The sequence below is a fragment of the Amycolatopsis sp. NPDC028719 genome (assembly GCF_055565395.1).
In genome coordinates, this window is sequence record NZ_JBVHUL010000004.1 from 135,664 (window position 1) to 155,446 (window position 19,783).

At 66.2% G+C, this 19,783-nt stretch carries 14 protein-coding genes and 2 pseudogenes; 4 read left to right on the forward strand and 12 right to left on the reverse strand.

Going from position 1 to position 19,783, the window contains the following annotated elements:
- From ACZ4TR_RS19105 to ACZ4TR_RS19120, 4 genes are all read right to left on the reverse strand, one after another.
- A complete protein-coding gene (locus ACZ4TR_RS19105; RefSeq protein WP_465288269.1) occupies positions 1-465 on the reverse strand; it encodes a hypothetical protein in 465 nt (154 codons plus the stop codon).
- Positions 462-701 carry a hypothetical protein gene (locus tag ACZ4TR_RS19110; protein WP_086676642.1) on the reverse strand — a complete coding sequence of 80 codons (240 nt, stop codon included), beginning with the start codon at positions 699-701 and terminating at the stop codon, positions 462-464. The genes ACZ4TR_RS19105 and ACZ4TR_RS19110 overlap by 4 nt, the downstream gene beginning before the upstream one ends.
- A gap of 18 nt (positions 702-719) precedes the next feature.
- Positions 720-1,577, reverse strand: coding sequence for a conjugal transfer protein (locus ACZ4TR_RS19115; protein ID WP_465288270.1), 858 nt, complete (start codon positions 1,575-1,577; stop codon positions 720-722).
- Between the two features lie 138 nt (positions 1,578-1,715).
- Positions 1,716-2,579, reverse strand: coding sequence for a sigma-70 family RNA polymerase sigma factor (locus ACZ4TR_RS19120; RefSeq protein ID WP_465288271.1), 864 nt, complete (start codon positions 2,577-2,579; stop codon positions 1,716-1,718).
- Between the two features lie 390 nt (positions 2,580-2,969).
- Between ACZ4TR_RS19120 and ACZ4TR_RS19125 the strand changes: the two genes are divergently transcribed.
- Positions 2,970-3,632 carry a hypothetical protein gene (locus tag ACZ4TR_RS19125; RefSeq protein ID WP_465288272.1) on the forward strand — a complete coding sequence of 221 codons (663 nt, stop codon included), beginning with the start codon at positions 2,970-2,972 and terminating at the stop codon, positions 3,630-3,632.
- A 528-nt stretch (positions 3,633-4,160) separates the two neighbouring features.
- Here ACZ4TR_RS19125 and ACZ4TR_RS19130 read toward each other — a convergent pair.
- From ACZ4TR_RS19130 to ACZ4TR_RS19150, 5 genes and pseudogenes are all read right to left on the reverse strand, one after another.
- On the reverse strand, positions 4,161-5,846 hold the full coding sequence (locus ACZ4TR_RS19130; protein ID WP_465288273.1) for a UvrD-helicase domain-containing protein: 1,686 nt from the start codon (positions 5,844-5,846) through the stop codon (positions 4,161-4,163).
- Positions 5,843-7,561, reverse strand: coding sequence for an ATP-dependent nuclease (locus ACZ4TR_RS19135; protein ID WP_465288275.1), 1,719 nt, complete (start codon positions 7,559-7,561; stop codon positions 5,843-5,845). The genes ACZ4TR_RS19130 and ACZ4TR_RS19135 overlap by 4 nt, the downstream gene beginning before the upstream one ends.
- Before the next feature lie 401 nt (positions 7,562-7,962).
- Complete coding sequence (locus ACZ4TR_RS19140) at positions 7,963-9,063, reverse strand: integrase core domain-containing protein (protein ID WP_465288276.1); 1,101 nt, start codon at positions 9,061-9,063, stop codon at positions 7,963-7,965.
- Positions 9,064-9,147: 84 nt separating this feature from the next.
- Positions 9,148-9,408: pseudogene (locus ACZ4TR_RS19145) on the reverse strand (transposase); the annotation flags it as partial.
- Positions 9,409-9,655: 247 nt separating this feature from the next.
- A complete protein-coding gene (locus ACZ4TR_RS19150; protein WP_465288277.1) occupies positions 9,656-12,646 on the reverse strand; it encodes an NACHT domain-containing protein in 2,991 nt (996 codons plus the stop codon).
- 646 nt (positions 12,647-13,292) lie between these two features.
- Here ACZ4TR_RS19150 and ACZ4TR_RS19155 point away from each other — a divergent pair.
- The 3 genes and pseudogenes from ACZ4TR_RS19155 (at position 13,293) to ACZ4TR_RS19165 (ending at position 15,825) form a co-directional block, all read left to right on the forward strand.
- Positions 13,293-14,305 (forward strand): annotated as a pseudogene (locus ACZ4TR_RS19155) (IS110 family transposase).
- 435 nt (positions 14,306-14,740) lie between these two features.
- Entirely contained in the window at positions 14,741-15,100 is a 360-nt protein-coding gene (locus ACZ4TR_RS19160) for an IS110 family transposase (protein ID WP_465288278.1), read from the forward strand.
- A gap of 185 nt (positions 15,101-15,285) precedes the next feature.
- Positions 15,286-15,825: a transposase gene (locus tag ACZ4TR_RS19165; RefSeq protein ID WP_465288279.1), complete on the forward strand. Its 540-nt coding sequence runs from the start codon at positions 15,286-15,288 to the stop codon at positions 15,823-15,825.
- Positions 15,826-16,782: 957 nt separating this feature from the next.
- Here ACZ4TR_RS19165 and ACZ4TR_RS19170 read toward each other — a convergent pair.
- From ACZ4TR_RS19170 to ACZ4TR_RS19180, 3 genes are all read right to left on the reverse strand, one after another.
- Entirely contained in the window at positions 16,783-18,303 is a 1,521-nt protein-coding gene (locus ACZ4TR_RS19170; protein ID WP_465288280.1) for an esterase/lipase family protein, read from the reverse strand.
- A gap of 44 nt (positions 18,304-18,347) precedes the next feature.
- On the reverse strand, positions 18,348-18,782 hold the full coding sequence (locus ACZ4TR_RS19175) for a hypothetical protein (protein WP_465288281.1): 435 nt from the start codon (positions 18,780-18,782) through the stop codon (positions 18,348-18,350).
- 100 nt (positions 18,783-18,882) lie between these two features.
- Positions 18,883-19,059, reverse strand: coding sequence for a hypothetical protein (locus tag ACZ4TR_RS19180; RefSeq protein ID WP_465288282.1), 177 nt, complete (start codon positions 19,057-19,059; stop codon positions 18,883-18,885).
- Between the last annotated feature and the right edge of the window lie 724 nt (positions 19,060-19,783).

Sequence of the window (19,783 nt, forward strand, 5' to 3'; positions counted from 1 at the left end):
TCACCGCTCCCGTGCTAGCGCCAGCACCTGCTGCAACGACGACACCGGCGCCACAGGCTCTTCGAGCGTGTCGTCGAGGTGCACGTACAGCCATTCGCGGGTGCGCTCCGGCCGCGCGGGCCGGAACGGACGGCGGCCGAGCATCCCAGCCGGCGGCGCGAATAGGTGCGCGGCGAGCCCGGCGAGCCAGCCGAGCGGGGTCCGGGACTCGATCCGGGCGCGGCGGAGGAACACCGCCGAAAGCGGCAGCCCCCAGCGAGCCGGCCCAAGCCAGTCCAGGAGCGGCAGCTTCCACACCACCACCAGCAAGATTAGGAACAGCGTGCCCTGGGTGACGGTGTAGGGGCCGCCGGGCAGGTAGCCGCCGTCGCGGCCGGGCATCCGCCCGAACATCCGCGGAAACCGCCGCGATCGCGTGTAGGAGCGGCCGACCAGGACGTCGCCGCGGCTCTTCGGCGCGGTCAATGGGTGAACCAGGCGCCGAACATGCCGGCGACCCCGTCGAGGTTGAGCAGGATGCCGAGGAAGATCGCTGCGATCACGCCGTACTTGATCGCCCGGGTGAAGTTCCCGCGCGTGCCGATCAGCAGCCCGATCCCGCCGACGATCGCCGCGAGCAGGATCAGCCGGCGGACCGACTGGTCGCCCCAGGCGAGGTTGGTGTCGATCCAGGACTTCACGTCCGCGGCGAGCACGATCATCAGACGTTCTCCTCGGCCTCAGCGGCCCGCGATCAGCGGCGCCGGTTCGATGCGGTTGATCTCCCACCGGCCGGCCCGCGCGACGAGGGTCAGTGCGTAGTCGACCGGGGTGTTCTGGCCGGTGGCGTCCCGTCCCCAGGCGTGGGTGAGGCTGTGGACAACCGTCCCGTCGACCGGCCTCGCCGCCTGCCCCGGCTCGAACTTCTCGTGCGTACGCACTTCGGCGAGCTGGACTGCCGCGTACGGCGCCGGCTTCGGCAGGGCCAGGCTTGCCCCGGGGCTGACGAACCGCTCGAGTTGACCTTGCCCCGCCAGATAGGCGCCGAGAAAGCCGGCGATCGACTGCCCAACCGGTCCCGCTGGGTCGGTGACCTCGTCGTAGCCCAGCCGGACAGCGTCGCCGGTGCTGGGACACGCCACCGGCGACGGCAACGTCGTCGCGACGTAGTCGCCGCCGGCACCGGTCATCGCGACCTCGGCGCAGAGCAGCGACGCTTTCCTCGTTCCGTCCGGCTGCAGCACGAGCACGTCGGCGACCACCACGACCGACCACACGTCTGGCGCCGGCGACGTCACCGAGACGACCGCCGTGGCGATCGGGACCTGCGTTCCCACGGCTCGCTGCGACTTCGCGCCCGCCGGGTAGAAGGTCTCGAGACCGGCGGAGTCCTCTCGCGTCGCCGAGAGCCAGGAGCGCACGTACATCTCCGCCCAGCCGTCTGGAGAGGTGGAGGGCGCGGGTGCGCCGCCGTCCCACGTCGGCGGCGCACCCGCTGGCTGGAGCACGATGAGCCCGACGATGGTGAGCAGCGGGCTGGCCAGCACGGCCAGCCACGCCGCTACCCGGCCGGCCCGGCGAGTCGCATCTCGGATCAAGGACTCGGCATTCGTATCAGGGAGCACGCCGTCTAGAACTCCTCGGCCTGGGCGGCCGTGACGACCAAGCACGACTCGACCTCCTCCGCCGGTTCCGGTTCCCTGCTCGAAGGCACGTACGGCAGACCACGGTCTGATTCAGCCGGCCCGAGGAAGCTCGTGGCCTGGGTACTCCACTGCAGCTTCGGCCAGCTGCTCGAACGCGCGGCGGCGGTGACGAGTGATCGTCGGCTGACTCAGTCCGATCAACGCGCCGATCTGGCGGTCGGTGGCCACGCCGTCGCGGCCGACCGGATTACCGAAGTAGCGGGTGATCAGGATGGTCGCGGAGTGCTCGTCGAGCCGGTCTTGCTCGACCGCCCACGACAGCAACTCAAGCAGCTCCTCCGAGGCATCCAACTCCTTCGGCTCGGACGCCAACGGTCGGTGCACCTCGTCATCGTCGATGCTGACGACGTCCGCGGCGGCCTGGCCGTGGTCAACACCGAAGTCCCGCTGCGCAGCTCGCTGGGTCTCCCGCACGAGGTTCGCCGCGACATGATGCCGGCGCCGCAGCGGGTAGCAGCGGGTCTGCTCCCACAGGTGCCCGATCACGGCCGCTTGGATGTCGCGGCTCTCTTCCGAGGCCGAGACGCCACCGCCGGTCACACCACGCCGAACTCCGACCGCATTCCCCGCCGCTCGTGCCGCACGAACGACGCGTCCGACAATGCCCGGGACAGCTGGCAGCATCGCGTTCATCACGACCTCGGTAGCGATGACTCCCGCGCCACCCTGCGACGCCGCCCGTACCAGGAGAGCGTGCAGCACCTCGTCGTGACGGGCGTAATCGTGGTCCGCCAGGACGTCGACCAGCACCCTGTGGGACGTGATCGTCGACATCACGGGGTCCTTGGTGGACCACTCACGCAGGGCCTGGTCGAATCGCGCCAGGACGCAAGGTCGCCGAAACTGGGCCTGCAGCATCGTCAGCGGGCTGTTCACGGTGGATCGGCTGGCCATGGCCGGCTCCTTCGCTCGGATGACAAGATCCGAGCCAGCGTCTGGACCGCTGTTCGCGCTGTTCCTGGCCCACAGACTTGCCCCGGCGTGGAGCAAGCACCGACTCACTCGAACGTGTTATCGGCTCTGGTCAGCGAAGGTCCCGGGGAGCAATCCGGCCCGAGGCCGAAGATCCAGCAGCCATCGCGACGACGGAGTAACTATTTCGCCACCCGCAACGCAGATCTCGCAGGTCGCACGACGACCGAGGAAGACGACCTTGCCCGACATCACTCGGCACCGCCGCGACGCCCCCACTCTCGCAGCTTAGAAGCTGCTCGCACCAACGGATCCGGAAGCCGGATTGGGCATTACAATCCGAGATCGACACACCGCGGCATAGGGGGCTTTATGCTGGCCGAAGATTTCGGATATCAGTTGTCGCCGAAACCGGCCTTGGCGATGACTCCCAAGATCCAAGAGGAGGTCGATAAGGCGCTCCAGGAGGCCGCGAAGGCGGTGACCAACAGCAAGTCGGCTGAGAACGTGGTCTTCGGGGTCATCTTCGTGCTGACGATCGTCATAGCCGCGGCCACCCAGACTGCCTGGGTCTGGTTCATCGGCCTTGCAGTGGCGTTTCTTCTGTCCAGCGCAGCGGGCAAGTCGTCCGCTGCCAGTGCGAAGGCCACGGAGAAGAGTCTGCGGGAAATGACAACGCCGGTGCTTAGCGGCCGGTGGCAGGTATGGCCGTGCCGGATGGAGGCCGTCGCTGGTCAAGCGCGACGTCGGGTGCTCCTGCTCGACCCCGCGGGCACGGACGCCGCGGCCTTCCTATCGGCAGTCCCCGACAACGCTTGGCTGGGCATGACGGACGGCCGAGGGCTGGCTTGGTTCGTCGGGGACATGCGTTTCGGGGGCCTCATGGCGCTTCCTGGCGGCACCCCGATCTGGTGGACTGGCACGCCAGTGATCAATCAGACGCCGCCGCAATCGTCCGGCGGTGTTCAACGAGTCATCGAAGAAGAGCTGGCGCGGCAGGCACTGAAGTTCGCCTTCGACAAATGGCTACAGTAGGACTTGAGGCAACCCGGACCCGTAATACATGGCCATCGCCTGACACCACTGATTGTCAACGTCATCGTCAGTCACTCTCAGCTCGGTCGTGACCTGTAAGACACGGCCTCGCGGGGCGACGTTCAATGCGCTTATCAGCCCTAAGTGACGGCCGGTGTGGTCAAGACGGCGTTCGGCGGCGCGTCGTACGGCTGGGTGGGGGCCTTGCCAGCGCGGCCGGCATGGTCGTGCAGGAGAAGCTCGCCCGCGCGTGCTTTGCGCTCGTCTCCGCCGTTGACGGGGTTCAGGGCGAAAGGTTCTTGGTGACGACTTCGAGGAACCTGTTCGACGCCGAGCCACGCCAGGCCACCGAGGGCCAGCTCGTGTCGCGATGGCGGCCCAGGAATCGCACGGCAATCAAGCCGCGCAGGATGCCGCGGTCGGTCGGAGCGCACGATCCGACGGTGGCGTCGGCGCCGTGTTCGCGGCCATCGCGAACGAACTCAAGAGCGATCTGCTGGCCTCGCCAGCGAACTCTCTCCCCGGGCGTCACATGGCCGGCGGCCGGACGAACCGGCTGATGTGCGCCTGCAAGTCCTGCCACGACATCCCGCACGCCGACGTCACCCAATCCCACCACCTGCTAACGTCAAGGGAGCGGGAATTCCCGTTCGCTACCACCCGTTCGGCGGCCGAAGTCAGCACCACCGCGTGCCGGGCCCGCGACAGCATCACCAGCATCACCCGGAGCTCCTCCCGCATCTCGTCGGGCGTCTTAGCCCGGAAGTCCGGGATGTGGCCGTCTTCAAACCCGGGAACGAACACCCAGTCGAACTGCTGCCCCTTCCCCGTGTGCGCCGACAGCAGATGCACCCCCGGTCCGATCGCCGCGCTCGGATCGCGCACCGGCAGCCGCGCGAACGCCTCCGCGATCGACCCGGTCGCCGACGCGAACACCTTCAGCAGGTCGACCGCGGCCACCACGTCCTGCCGGGTATCAGGATCAGCAGCCGGCACCGCGGCCAGCGCCCGCACTTCCAGATCAGCGACCGACGCTGTGCTGGGCAGCCCCTTGGCCACCGCCCGCAGAAGATCCACGACCTGAGGGTTCTCCACCGCCAGGTCCCACTGGCTCGAGGGCACATCAGCCTCCGCGAATTCCGCGTCGACGTTCTTGCGGCGGAACGCCGACCGCGAGATCACACCGATCGTCGCCGCCGGATCCCGGGCGAGGATGCTGCGCGCGGTCTCCACGATCCACTGCGACTCCAGTTCCTCGGTGTCGAATCGTGCCACCGCGCACGCGGCACCACCCTCACACCACCGGTCCGGATAGGCCGCGGCCAGCGGTGGACTGCCCATCCACTGGGCCACCGGGTTGACCACAGCCAGGACTGCCGGAGACGACCGGTAGGAGGTCGTCAGCCTCAGCGGCTCCCCGCACAACGTTCGCAGCTGCGCCTCCACCAGATCAGAGCGCGCTCCGGCGAAGCTGTAGATGCCCTGCAGCGGATCGCCAACGAACGTGCGGCGACTGGCCACTGATCGCAGGGCGATGTCGAGCTGCTGCGGGGTCAGATCCTGGAACTCATCCAGCAGCAGTGCCCCGTAGTGCTGCTGGTACAAGTTCGCCACCGCCTTCACCTGAAGCAGCCGCTGGGCGTGCCGCAGCAGGTCGTCATAGTGCAGCAGCCCGCTGCGCTGCCGCTCCCGCTCAACCTCCAACGCCGCGCTGGGGGCGCCCGCGTTCGCCATCGCGACGAGAACCTCGTGGTCGTCGCGCGGCTGCTGCTTCGCCGCGCTCAACGCGCCCTCGATCTCCTTGACAAGGTCCAACGCCGGGACACGCGCCATGTCAGCCACGTGTGGAGCGATCGCCGACTTCAACGTCTGCTTGCCAGGCTGCAGGAACTCCGGGGCCATTCCGAGCGTGCGCGCATGGGCGCGCAGGATCTCGCTCGCGTGCCCGTGGAAGTTGCGGACCGTCACATACCGCCGGCACCGCGCGGCCCCCAGTTCCCGGTTCAACCGCTCCCGCAAATTCTGCTGGGCCCGGTTCGAGAACGTCAACGCGAGGATCTTCTGCCCCGGCTTCAACCCCGCCACCAGGAACGCGGCGCGCTTGGCGAGGATCTCGGTCTTGCCGCACCCCGGAGGGGCAACCACCAGCAGGTTGTCGCGATCACTGGTCGCGATCGTCAGCTGCGGATCGACCGCGAGCGGGATCGTTGTCACAGGACGCCCGTCCTCAGCCGGCTAAGCAGCCCGTAGATGCTCGGGACGCTCGCCACGTTCTCGTCGGTGAGCGCCCCGGCGACCGCGACCGCCGCCGGCACCTTCTTCCCATCCTTGCCGCAGAATCCCGCCAACGCCTCTGCCGTCACCTCTGCGTAGCTGCTCACCCCGCACGCCTGCAGCACACCTCGCTCCTGGCACACACCCGCCTTCACCAGGATCTCCGCCACCACCGGCCCGCCCAGGCCCGCGCAGTACTCGCCCTCCAGGTCAGGCGTCGACACCCACAGACCTTTGCCGATCGCCTTTCGCGGACTCCCGCCGAATCCCGGATACCAGCCTCCCTTTTCGGCGTCGTCGACCAGGCCGAGCATCGGGATGCCGAACCCGTCAGCACCCAGCAGCTTGAGCACGTGCGGGAACTTGTGAGCCCCGTCGAGCTCGAACACCACCGCGCCGATCCGGTTCAAGCTGATCCCCATCGCCGCAGCGGCGGCCTCCACGAAGATCCGGTCCGACACGCCCTCCACCACCAGCGCGCACCGCGCGGTCAGCGCCTCCAGCAGCCGAGGCGACCACCAGTGCGCCAGAACCTTCTCGACCGCGTTCCGCTTGACCGCCGGGACTTGGTGACACGCGCCGTCCGGGGTCATCGCGACAACATCCGACGGGTCGAACTGGTGCACGACGTACGGCGAATGCGTGACCACGACCTTCTGGTTCGCCGAACCCTGCAGCAGCTCGGCCATCGTGCGCTGGCTCGCCGGATGCAGGTGCAGCTCCGGCTCGTCGATCGCCACGATGTTCGCCGCCCCCTGGGCCAGGTCGAACAGCGTCATCATCATCAGCTGGCGCAGCCCGTCGGACTGCTCGGCGACCGGGACGTGCCGGCCGCCGCGGTCGAAGAACAGCGACACATTCTCCAGCGCCGACACCGCCGGATCCGCGGTCGTGCGCACCACGAGATCGCCCGCGGTCACCTCCGCGGGCATCGACTTGGACAGATGGCCCGCGATCTTCTCCCGCAGCTCTTCCAGGGTGACGCTGCCTTCCAGCGTGGTGTTGAACTGCTGCAGCAGACCGGACAGGCTCGCGCTCGCCTCCCCCAGCTCGACAGCCGACAGCAGCGCCTGCCAGGCACTGTTCGGGCCCTCCAGCTGGGCCGAGCTCGCCGACCGCGTAGCCGGCAGGTACCGCCAGCCGAACGCCGCGAACTGCTCGCGAGACGGGGCGCGCTGATGCCCGGATTGGGGAAACCCGCGGGTGATGGTCAGCGACTCCGGGTCGTCCGGATCGATAATCACCTCCAGGCGCAGCAGGAGGCTTTCCCGCTGGCTGCCGGGGGCGATGGAGATCTCGTGGGGGAACACCGCGCGTTCGGCGTCGCTGAAACCGCCGAACTCGATCTCGACCACCATGGGCTTCGCCGCGTCGGTCAGGTCATCGGTGGTCAAGGCTGAGAAAAGCTGGCCGGCGGTGGAGCCCAGCAGCAGGTGCAGTAGCCGCAGCAGGGAGGTCTTGCCGACGTCGTTGGCCCCGACGATCACCATGTGACCTCTGACCTCGACGGACAGGTCTTTCAGCCTGCTGTGGTTGGTGACCGTGATTCGCTGGATCTTCACCGGGGCGTCCTCGCTGTCGTACACAGCGGCTGCGCCGTCCGAAATCCCGGCCAGCAGGCGGGACAAGTCGATCCAGCGCTTACGCTGCTGCACCGCAGGCCGGCCGTACTGCCGGTTCCCTGCTGCAGTCAGAAGCGCATTGCCGCGTTCTGTCTCCCACCCAGTCGCTGACGTGCACCGGACGGTTACGGATCTTGCGTCACCTAAGAGAGTGAGGTCTCATTACGCAGCCGAGCGCGCAGTACCCGGCCAGCGCACGCGAGCAGCCTCGGGTCAGGTCTGTCCGCCCCAGAGTGTTCGAAAGACCCGAGACAGCGATGCGGACGCAATCGAATGCCACCCCTGCCGGCAGTCGCCTCTCCCGATCCGATGAGCCACCCGAAGCCCACACCGGAGCGACATACGGTCGGGCAGCTCATGCGAAGGCCGTACTTGACGCCACGGACAAATACCGACGGGAACGCTGCGGGTGCCGAAAATCGCGTCCATGCATGTCAAACGGCATGTCCGTACTCGTGGAGGACTCCCCCGAGTCGGTCCTGCCGGCGTATCACGAGGCGTTCGATCCGGTCGGGTTCAAGGGCCCGAGGCTGGGCTCGCAGGGGCGCCGCGGCGGCCAGCGATCGGTGGGTTCGATGCTGGTTGTAGTGCCGCTCGTACTCACGGAGCGCATGCCGGAGGTGAGTCTCGTTCCAGATCAACGTGCGGTCCAGCAGTTCGGCCCGCAGCGTCTTCACCCAGCGTTCCATGATCGCGTTCATCCGTGGCATCCGGACACCGGTGCGCACAGTGGTGATCTTGGCGTCGCGGAGGATCTCATCGATCGACGCGGGGTACTTGGTATCGCGGTCGCGGATGAGAAACCTGACCTGCGTACCGTGCCCGGCATCCGCTAGGTCCATGAGCAGATTGCGGACAGCTTGCGTCACCCAGGCATGGGTGGGGTGCGCGGTGGTACCGAGAATGCGGACCCGCCTGCCAGCGTGGTGGATGGCAGCGAGGATGTACTGCCGCTGCCCGGTAAGGGTGATGGACTCGATGAAATCCATCGCCAGGATCGCCTCGGCCTGGGACCGCAGGAAGTCAGCCCACCTGACCGTCGCCCGTTGCGGGGCCGGATCGACACCGTCAGTCTTGAGGATCTCCCACACGGTGGAGGCTGCGACCTTGACACCGAGTAGGGCGAGTTCGCCGTGGATGCGCCGGTAGCCCCACGAGGGGTTCTCGGCTGCCAGACGGAGAACGAGGCGACGGATCGAGGTGAGAGTACGCGGACGCCCAGGCCCTCGGTTCACGCTCACGCGGGCGTGACGGTGTTTCACCAGGTCGCGATGCCACCGCAGCGCCGTGTCAGGGCTGACCACAAGCCTGAGCCGACGCAACACCCCGCGGGACAGCGGCACCAGCAACGCTGCAAGGAACATCCTGTCCTCGGGACGAAGTCGCGGGCGCTGGTCACCGAGCTGTCGTTGCATGATGGTCAGTTGGTGGCGCAGGGCGAGGATCTCGACGTCCTTCTCGCGGTCGGCCATCGACAGTAGCCGCAGCACGGCGAACACGTGGATAACAGCGAGATAGACGAAGCGAACCAGCACGAGACGCGATCATGCCGGACCGCGAGCGGTCACCCGCCGATGACCCTTGACCTGCACGGACGCATTTCTCGGTACGTACAGGGTGCCATTGCGGGAGTTGCCAGTCCCGCGGCCGACCGGGTCGTGCTTGTCATAGCCGAGGTGGTCGGTGATCTCGCCCTCGAGCGCGGACTCCAGCAGTCGTTTGGTCAGCTGCGCCAGCACGCCGCCCTCTCCGGTCAGCTGCAGTCCGCCGGCCTTCGCGCGGCTGACCAGTTGCGCGACGAGTTGCTCGTCCAGGCCGTCCAGCCCGGTCTCGGGCCCGGAGTCCTCGGTGTTCTCCACGCCGGACATCATGTCGGTCATCGGGTGCACTTCCGTGATCGGGAGTTACACCGCTCGTTTTACAGTCCCATACACGGGACGTCCTGATCCCTCGTCCATGGTCAGGCAATCGCTCCTCGCGCCTCAGTGGTTACCCGACACTCGCTTATGCTCCAGGTGAGCACACGCCCACACGCAAGCCCTTCGCGGCAAGCAAGGGGCCTGTCGAACGAGCGGTGCAACTCGGATTGAAGGAGAACTACTTGCGTCCGGCGGCCGGCGGCCAGCGTTACTCAGGTACGTCGCCATATGCATTCAAGACCGCGTTGCGCAAGAGCACACGTTCGTCACTCGTTGTCGCGAGATCCGTGAACATGCCAGGTCGACGACGGTCAAAATCTTTAGCCCAGTCCAAAAAACCTGCTTGCTGAAACGTCGGGGCCAGTCGCCACAAGCCTTCCTTAATCGGCATTCGGTGAATAGCAGGAAGAGTATCGTCGAGAAAGGTCATTAAACTATCTAGGTCCACGAGCACCGCAACCAAATGGTTGAGCGAGCCTCGCTCTGCGCCGCACGCGGCTGTCAGGAATCGACGCGTGGATGCCCGACCGAGTCGCAAGCTCTCCTGCAACTGGCTGAAGAACTCATCCGGAGCAAGCTTGCTCAGCTCTCTGTGATCCACGCGAGGGCGTCGCCAAGCACCTCTGTCTCCACGTCGACGGCCGATTGCGAAGATCACCAGCCCGCCGATTGTCACTAAGGCTAGGATTCCTTGGATCGTCTCCCGAGCTCTTGCCGGCACCGGAAGCTGCGCATAAAACAACCCGAGAGAGACCACGAAAAGGAATCCACCAACGATCCGGCGCGGCCAGAACACTTCACCGAGCCGCTTCGAAAGATCCACTGGGCGCCAGCCGATCTGCCAATTGGATCGAAGCAGTCTCTTGATAAGGCGAACCTGTGGGAGCAGCTTGCTCGTTCGCTCTTCGCCGCGGGCCGCAACCTCAATGAACATTGCGAATGGCCATGTCAAAAACCATCCTACTACCAGCGACGTGAGAGCACCGGCGAAGTTGAATGTCACTATTTCTCGGGCAGCGAGCACCGAGTCCAAGAGTCCGGCAGCTAATATAAATAGTAACGCAATACCAAGTAGTACCGTCGCACTGCGATACCATGCACGTCGGACTATGTCATGATTTTCGCTACCAAATAGGTGCACTGCCGAAACGATGACGAGTCCGAAACTGAAGGGCCAAATTTCTGGTGAACGAACTATCATCGCGACGCCGTACACCATGGCGCCTCCCGTCGTCATTCGGGTAATCCAGCGCAGATCAACGATGACCGCTTTCAGCACTGGAGGCAGTTCGCGAGCGACCTGTCCAGTCAACCATCGCGGCATGAGTCCGTACACCATTACGTCGACCATTAGCGTAATTCGCGTCCGAAACGAAAGCGCGGGGAAAACATCCCTACATCGAGGCACCCAGTTCACAGCTGCCTGCTCTAACCCCTCGTCGGTTTTTTCAACCAAGAGTTGCTCGACGACACTCGGCGCAGTCTCGTCGCTTATGATTGGCAAAATCGGAACCGCGCGAGCCTGTTGGGCCTTACCGCCACTAAATACCGCACATCGCACCAGGAGGTCAATTCTGGTCTGCAGCTCACTTGACACTAACCCGCCCTGATCTCGAGTCAGGCCCAAACTTAAAATTTCCAATGCCACCAATGGTTCGGGCGGCCACACGAAAGATCCAGGCGCCGGCAGCCAATCCGACGCTTCGTTGGCTCGGTCCATCAGATCACAAACCCCAGGATCGGCCACAACAACGGCGGTGATCTGGTCGACGAGTTGTCGCCGAAAATCGAGGGAAGCCATACGTAAGATAACGGGAAGGACTCGCCGCCAACCGTCGGCTTTGAGCACGCCGTCGAGATCAAAAGGTAATTGTGCGCGGGCAACATAGCTTGCCGCCAGGTGCATCTCCACAACGGTGGCGTAGAAACAGAACTGCCCACCCTCGACAGACCCAAGTCGGGCTTGCACGAGCGCTCGAGCCGTGGCACTCGAACATGGCCGTTCTACGGCCGTCATCAGTCCGAATGCCAACGCCTCGGCTTCGAGTCGAACGAGCGCGGGCTCATCGCCCGACGCCGCAACGCGTTCAAGGCTTGCCTGTACGAGTCTGTCCATGACTTGGTCATGAGATAGATCAGCATCCTCGCTCAGTGTGGCGTGGTGTCGAGCGATCAACGTAAGCATGGCCGGCGACCACGCCAAATCCTCCAGGAGCGGATCGTTATCAAGGCGCCGCAAGAGAGCCCGATCTGCGACGGCCGTAATCTCGCGCTGGTGAAGTAACATCTTGCGCTGACGCCGGTTCGGCTCCGCAACCTCGATGACAGGTGCATCGCCATCAATCAGAGCCCGGGACGCTATGACGGCCCGGTATACTCCTGCAGGGTCCACCAACTCGCGTGCAGCCTCCAGGCACTCTCTCTCGCGCCCTGAGTCCAAGCCGGTCCCGAGGTCGAAAACAAGCACCCACCGGACTTGAGAGTCTTCGCGACCGAGCAACGTCTTTACGCTCCGAGCGAGGTCCTCATCAACGAATGGTGCCAAGAGTTGTTGACGAATCGCGCTGACCGTGATTGGGGACGCTAGATTGCCAAGACAGCTCGAGTCGGCGTACAGCACCATCTCAACCGGGCGACGCCGCCGCAGCGTCTGCTGGCACGCTGTACGAACAAACGATCGCAACGCCACTGTCTTGCCGGCGCCCGCGGCACCCCACAAGATCGTGACCTTGTCAGCTGCCAGCCGGGATGATGTCAACGACCTCGGTTTGCGGCTGCGCTGACCGTGTCTTCGCACGCCAAGATCAACGTACCAGCGAGACTCAAATTCATCCTGCTCATCGCGCTGGTCGACGTACTTTTCGACCACCCGCGCAATCTTGTGGAGCATCTTGCGGTCGGCTGATGGAACGAGCAGCGCGAGCAGCACCCCACTGGTACCCACCGCGACACCGATAGCGCCAGCGATCGTCCATAGCCTGCCATCATGGCTGAGCGGCGGAAGATGCCGAATCACCAGCGTGCCGCCTGCAACCAACACGCCGATGAGGCCCAAGAGCCCCATCGCCAGGCCAACGAGCGGTCGAAACGATCGCTCACGTTCGCGCCCCTGCTTCATGACCTCGACTGCGAACGCAAGTACAGCCACCAACGAAGAAAGGAAGGCTACGACCTGCAACGCTGGATCCAGAGAGTCCATCACCCTGTGCGCTCCCCACGCCGTATCAGTCGGGATACGGCTCTGCTCGCGAACCATGTCGTTTGGCGAACAAGCACGTTACAGGTCCAGCGCCTCAACTTTCGCCAAACAGGCTGACATAGCCCGTGTCGTTTCGACGCCGGCGCAGGGGCCACGGACGCCGCGCAGGCCTTCTATGGCGGAGAGCACGGTGTCGCAAGCGACGTCGACCTCGATTCCGCGGTGCACGGGGGTGTCCCTAATGACTACCGAACGAGTTGATGGGGCGCCTTGGTCAGTCGTCCGATCCGGCTACCGGGGTTCCTGTCGCTCGTTCGGACGGGTGGGGCCGGAGCTGTTCGGTGGACGTCTCGGGTGTCCCTGGGCTCGTGAGCCCTCCTGATAGAGCGGCGCGACCGGCGTGTCCGCGTCCCGCCCGTTCACCTGATCGGACAGCTTGTTCGTCGTCCGAGCCCGTTCGCGCGGAGGACACCTCAGTAGCCGGGAACCGCCCGAGTTCTCTGTCGAGACCGGTGCCCGCGCGGATCGCTGGGATCGCGAACGGCTCAATCGGAGGTCAGGCCGCAGAGCCTCGTCATTAGGGCGCCGCGCGTTCTCGTCAGGGTCTCTGACCAGCACAAACAGCTAGTCGAGGGGAAGCTTGAGAGTGAAGGTGTTCTGCGGGATCGACTGGGCTGAGGACCACCACGACGTGGCGCTGGTCGACGCCGATGGTGCCCTGGTGGCCAAGCGCCGCATCGACGACTCGGCCGAGGGCTTCGCCGAGCTGCTGGCCATGCTCGCCGACGCCGGTGACGCAGCGGCCGATCCGATCCCGGTGGCGATCGAGACCCCGCGTGGCCTGTTGGTCGCCGGCCTGCGGCAGACCGGGAGACGGGTCTACTCGATCAACCCGATGGCGGCGGCTCGTTATCGCGAGCGACACAGCGTGTCGCGGAAGAAGTCTGACCACGTCGATGCGATGACCTTGGCGAATATCCTGCGCACCGACGCCCATGCGCATCGGCCGCTGCCAGCCGACAGTGAACTGGTCCAGGCCGTCGCGGTGCTGTCCCGCGCAACCCAGGACGCCATCTGATCCTCGACGAGCTGCGCAAGCCGCAGCTGCGGCACCCGCGGGTGGTCGAGGAGGCGTTCGGCCGCCAGTCCCTCGCGCTGCTGGCCACTCTGGACACGGAGTGCGCAAGCGCGGACCAGCTCACCGAGTCCACCACCACAGCGTTCCAGCAGCACCCGGACTACGCGATCATCACCAGTTTCCCGGGACTGGCCGATCTGTCCGGCGCGCGCGTCTTGGGCGAGATCGGCGACGATCGCGCACGCTTCACCGATGCCCGATCCCTCAAGGCCTACGCCGGATCGGCACCTGTCACCAGGGCGTCCGGGCGCAGCATCTCCATCACGCGCCGGACTGTGAAGAACGACCGTCTCAACGCCACCGGCTTCGTCTGGGCCTTCGCCAGCATCGGCCGAGCCGGCGCGCCTCGTGAGCACTACCACTGTCGCCGAGCACACGGCGACCGGCACGCCGCCGCCCTGCGGCACCTGTTCAACCGCTTCCTCGGACAGCTCCACCACTGTCTCGAGACCGGCCAGACCTATGACCCTGCCAAGGCTTTCGGTCCCGCTCTCGGCACGCCAACCGAGGCCGCTGCTTGACAATTAGAGCAAGATTGGAGGTCTATCGGCGGTCCTTCGATGCCACCAGGCCTGGTGACACCACCCCCCGGATCATGGGTTCGACTAGGGGCGCAAGTCATGCCGGGCCTGGTGACCACAACTCCCTGGTCGGGAGCCACGAAAAAGGTAACTGTGATTCTGGGGTGGCAGCCCGGCCTGGTCTGGTTGCTGTCAGGCTCGGCGCCGGCTGCTTCGGCATGACTCGCAAGATAACTGGCGATCGTGATGATCTGCCGTGCCCCCGAGATGTCTGCTGGAGCGTCGGCGTCGGCCTGGCCCACCTGGTTGGCTTGATAGCAGCTCGTCCGCCGCACGCGGCGTGACTCGTCACAGTTCTGCCACACGGGTGACCTCTACCCAGGCCGACGCCGAACACACGGCTTGTCCCGCTTGGAGAAGAGGAACCACAACCGCATGACCATGCTCGCAGAACAGGTCGACGGCGTCATCGGGGTGGACACCCACCGCGACACCCTCGCCGCCGCCATCGTCACCCCGATCGGCGCCGTGCTCGCTCACACCGACGTCACCGCCGATGCCCGCGGCTACCGGGAACTACTCGAGTTCACTCGCCGGCACGTCCCTGGCGCCCGGTGCTGGGCGTTGGAAGGCGCCGGCAGCTACGGCGCCGGCCTGGCCGCGTTCCTCGACGCCGAAGGCGAACGTGTTGTCGAGGTCTGTCGGCCGAAACGACCGGTCCAACGCGGCGGCCGCAAGACCGACGCCCTTGACGCCGTGCGCGCTGCCCGCGAACACTGGCCAGCGAGCAACTGATCCATTCTCGCCGCCGCGGCGAACGCGAATCTCTGCGCGTTCTGCTGACCACCCGTCACAGCGCGGTCCTGGCCGCCACCGCTGCCATCAACCACCTCAAGGCCCTGATCGTCTCCGCGCCCGAAGACCTGCGCGCCGAGTTGCGAGGCAAGTCCAGCTCGGCTCAGATCGCCTACTGCGCCGAGTTGAACGACCGGCCCGACAGCTCTCTCGAGCACCGCATGACGATCCGGGCGATGCGCTCAGCCGCCCGACGCATCCTGGCTCTGCGGGCCGAGGCGAAGGGCTTGGAGATCGAACTGACGACCCTGGTCCAGCAGATCGCTCCCGGCCTGATCAACCTGGCCGGCGTCGGTCCGATCAGCGCAGCCCAGATCCTCATCAGTTGGTCCCATCCGGGCCGGTTCCGCTCCGAGGCTGCGTTCGCCGCCTTTGCTGGGGCCGCGCCGATCCCGGCCTCGTCGGGGATGACTCACCGGCACCGCCTCAACCGCGGCGGCGACCGCCAGCTCAACCGCGCCCTCCACACGATCACGCTGATCCGCATGCGCGTCGACCCCGTGACCAGGGCCTACATCGCCAAACGCACCGCTGAAGGCAAGACATCACGCGACGCACAACGTTGCATCAAACGCGCCCTCGCCCGCACCATCTTCAAACTCCTCGAGCGAACCGCACCCCAAGGCCTTGCCTGCGACTCTGAGATCACGCTCGGTGCGGCTTGACAGGACATAGCAGCCTCGGGGCTAACAGGACCGACTTCACCTGAACAACACCGCTGAGTTGTCCCCACGGCGGAACAAGCCTGTGGACAACTCCGGGGGGGTGGTTGGTCGGCCGGGCTGGCCGTCGGACCTGTCGCGGGGAGAAGCCCACCAGCACCGGACGGGGTTACGGGCTCGGCGCGCCTGCAGCCGTCGCGGGCAGCGCCAGATCTATGACATGAGTCCAGGCATAGGTCTCGAAACGGCAAATGACGGACAGCCGCAACGGACTCGTCCGATACCGCTCACGCCACGACGTCGAATCGCTCCACCGCGGCGCCAGAGACGGCTCGAGTACCCGGACGATCGGAGTTCCCTTGGCCGCCGGCACGCTCGGCGTCGCACGGCCGAGAGCATCAGCTCCGTCGACGCCTGGGCGGAATCTCACCGGGCCCCAGATCACCCGTTGCCAGTTCTTTGCTCGGTCGGACCACCCGCTGTCCCCGGACCACGCGGGTGGTCATCGCGGATCCGGATCTCGACACCATCCAACGCGGGTAGTTCGATCGGGCCGGTCAGCGTCAAACGTCAACCTCGTGACGTCACTGCCCCCGCCGGGCGAAAACGAAGTCAAGGAAGCCGAAAGCTGTGGCGCGAGCTCGCCGTAGCGGCGGCCTCGCTCGATCTCCAACATCGCTTCGGCGGCCGCAGCAGCGTCCTTCGCCGCGACGGCCGAAGTCTGGCTCGCGTCCCTGGCGTGCCGGCTGACCTTGTAGGCCAGCAGTGCGACGACGACGCTGGCGATCGCAGCGACCGAGCTCGCGATGCCGGAAATCGCCGACCATCCCGCGACGGTGTCAGGGGTTCATCCGGGCAACATAGCCTTTCGCGACTCATCCGGCGTTTGCCTGACCGTAGGGAAACTCACTCGATCGACTGACTTGCCGCCTCCTTCGTGCCTTGGCCCTCGACGGCAGATCAGCACCCGATTTCCATCCTGCTGGGTGCGTGTCCGGGAATCCCAGCACCGGCAATGTAGTCGACCTTCGCGCGCCCGGCCGCGTAGTCGGCGCTGGATGCGTCCTCGAGTCCCAATCCGATCGCACCCTCGGGACCGCTGACGATCACGCCGTTGCTGCCTTGCCCGAAGTCGAGGTCCAACCGTTCCTCGACGGTGAATCCCCGGAACGCGGTTCGGACGTCGGCGAGTGTGGATCCGGCATGGATGTTGCCCGGGCGGGTGTGCGCTCGGCGATCACCACCCGTGTTGACGGCCAAGACCTGCCCGGTGCGGGGTTCGACGCTGACGGTCACTTCTTGCCCGGAATTTTTATACCGCACGCAATCCGTACTTCCGTAGTCGTTTCCGACGTCGGTGAAGCCTCGAGCTGACAGCTCCTTGGCCGTGAGCCGGAGACTGTATGGTCCGACGCCGTCGAATCGAACCTCGTGCGGATCAGCCGGCGGCACCGCGTCGACCGCCCTGCCGATCTCGTCGAGCACCGACCCCTCGGTGGGCAAGGCGCTGTGTCCGCACGAGGCAGTCAAACCGGCCGCGAACGAGAGCCCGAGGACGCGCGGAGTCTGCTCTCCGCGCTGCAGATCTCGCAGGGTCAGGTAGTCGAACCACTCCGTCGGACCGACGAGGTTCGCCACATCGCCCGCGTGCTTGAGCTGGTCGAAGTCGACCCGGCACGAGTCGATGACCGATCGCGACCGCACGCCCCCGACGGGAGCCACCTTGTCCTTTCCGGACTCGAGGTACCCGCGAGCGGAGGGCACCGGTACGGTCCCGTCACTGTTGAGTGGGACGGAATACAGCGTGTGGCCGAAGACTTTCCGGTCCACCGTGATGTCTCCCGCGATCTGTGTGAGGTTCACGCCGCCGAGGAGGTAGGACGGCAGTGGGCCGCATCGGTCAGGCAGAGGAGCCTGATCGCGGTGGCTCGCCAAGCACCGCGCCGCGCTCTTGTCCGATGGGGGACGGACGTGCGATTCGTCCCTCAGAAAGTAGTCCTCGAGACGTCCGGCCAGCCAGCTACCGCCCAGCGGCGCTCCGAGGTGCGGGGTGCCGACCGTGACGACTTGTGAGATCACTCCGGGGTTCACCGGTTTGCTCACGACGGTGGCATCCGTCGCGTACCTCAAGGCAAGGCCGCCCATCGAATGGGCTACGACGACGACTTTACCGTCGCCGCCGATTTCCCGAGAGCGGTGTTTCTCCGCAACCGCGTTCACGAAGGCAGCCAGGCAGGCGGCCACGGGCGCCTCCGACGCCCAGTGCGCAGCGAACTTGTTGTAGTCGAAAGTGAATGTGCTGATGCGGTCGCCGAGTTTCGCGCGCAATTTCTCCGCGGCTTCCGTCATCGGGCCGCCGGTCCACCCGTGCACGAACACCACGGGCTGCCGGGTCGCCGACCAGCCACCCAGCGGTGCCTGCACCGATTGCGGAGCGGCGCACTGCCCGGCCGCCGCATTAGCCCCGGGCGCGTAGACCATCGTGGCGAGCACTCCCGCGGCCAACCCAGCGAAGAACCCCCTTTTCACGGCTTGGCCTCGGTCGACTCGATCCGCCACGTCCCGTCGACGATCACGAGGCCGACGACCCACCCCGTCTGCTGCGCGTCGCGCGCGATGATCTCGGCCGTACCGTTGCCGAGTGCGTGAAAGGTACTGAGCTCGAAGGTCAGCCTGCCCCGCGCCTTCAGGTCCGCAACCACAGCCTGATCGAGCGGCTGGTCAGGCGGAATGGCCACGGCTTGCCTTACTCGCTGCTCATCCCCGCTCTCAAGGTTGTCGCTCAGTCGGCTCACATCGCCCTCGGCCAGCGCGGCGGGCGTGTCCGTGGACGGACTCGGAGCGGCTACCGGCGCTGGACTTCCGGTCGCTGAACCGCCGGCGAAGCGCACAATCAAGATCACGGTCACCAAGAGGGCGATGCCCAGGGCCGTGGCCGCGATCACCTTACCGCGCTTCATGGTCGTGAAGTCGTCAGCGATGCAAGGCCTGTTACGGCTCAGCTCGACGCCAGAACTCGCGACCGGCCTTCGCTCAGCGCAACGGGAAACCGAGCCAAACTCAGTCGACGTCCGCCTTGCGTGGACGTCCGCCGCCGGCGCCTTGGCCCGGCCGCGCCGCGGCCCACTGCTCGATTTCCGTCTTCCGGCCGGACGCCCAACCGAGTGTCCGGCCGATGACGACGTCGGGTCCCGGGAATGGGTGGGAGCCGGCGTAGAGGAAACGCCGGTTCGCCACGGCGCGGCTGCCCCAGGACCGAACCAGAGCATCTCGGCGGGGTCGAGTCCACGGTTGCCGACGACCATGGCTGCGGCGCCATGGATCCCGCCGGTTCCTACGGTGTCGTCGCAGAACGATTGCCCGGCTTCGAGGTCGCCGAGCGCGATCGAGCTCGAGGCACGTGCGATGTGGCCGGCGTGTACATCTGCGCGTTGACCTTCATCTCGGTCCGCGACCGGAGCGCCCCAGCACGGGGCCGAACACATCGCTGGCGAAAGGACCGGTCGATGTGTCGCTCATCGGTACATCAGCACAGGTTCACTGCTAGTTCATCGCGGTCTCCGACTGTGAAGTCCAGCCGGGCCGCACGGGTCCGGCCGGCACCCCGGCGGTCAGCCGGGGCACCACATCCGATAACGGAGCGAACTCGAAGATCGCCGACCTACCTCGCGGCGGCCGCGGCGGCCGGCACGGTGGTCGCCACCCTCATCGCGCCGACGGCCAACGCCGCGGCGGGCCCCGCGGCCAGGCAGGCAACCACGGCAAACGCCGATGCCCGTCCCCGCACGGATGACCCGACGCGCAGCGGCGCGGCCACGCTCGGGACTGCGACGCCCCGGCTCGATGCCCACGAGCAGGCGGAATGGAAGCACCTCACCGCCACGCCCCGAAGGACGCGCCAAGGTGGTGGCCGAGATGCAAGCGGCGTTCCAGCGGCTGGCCACAGTGGGCGCCCCGCGGC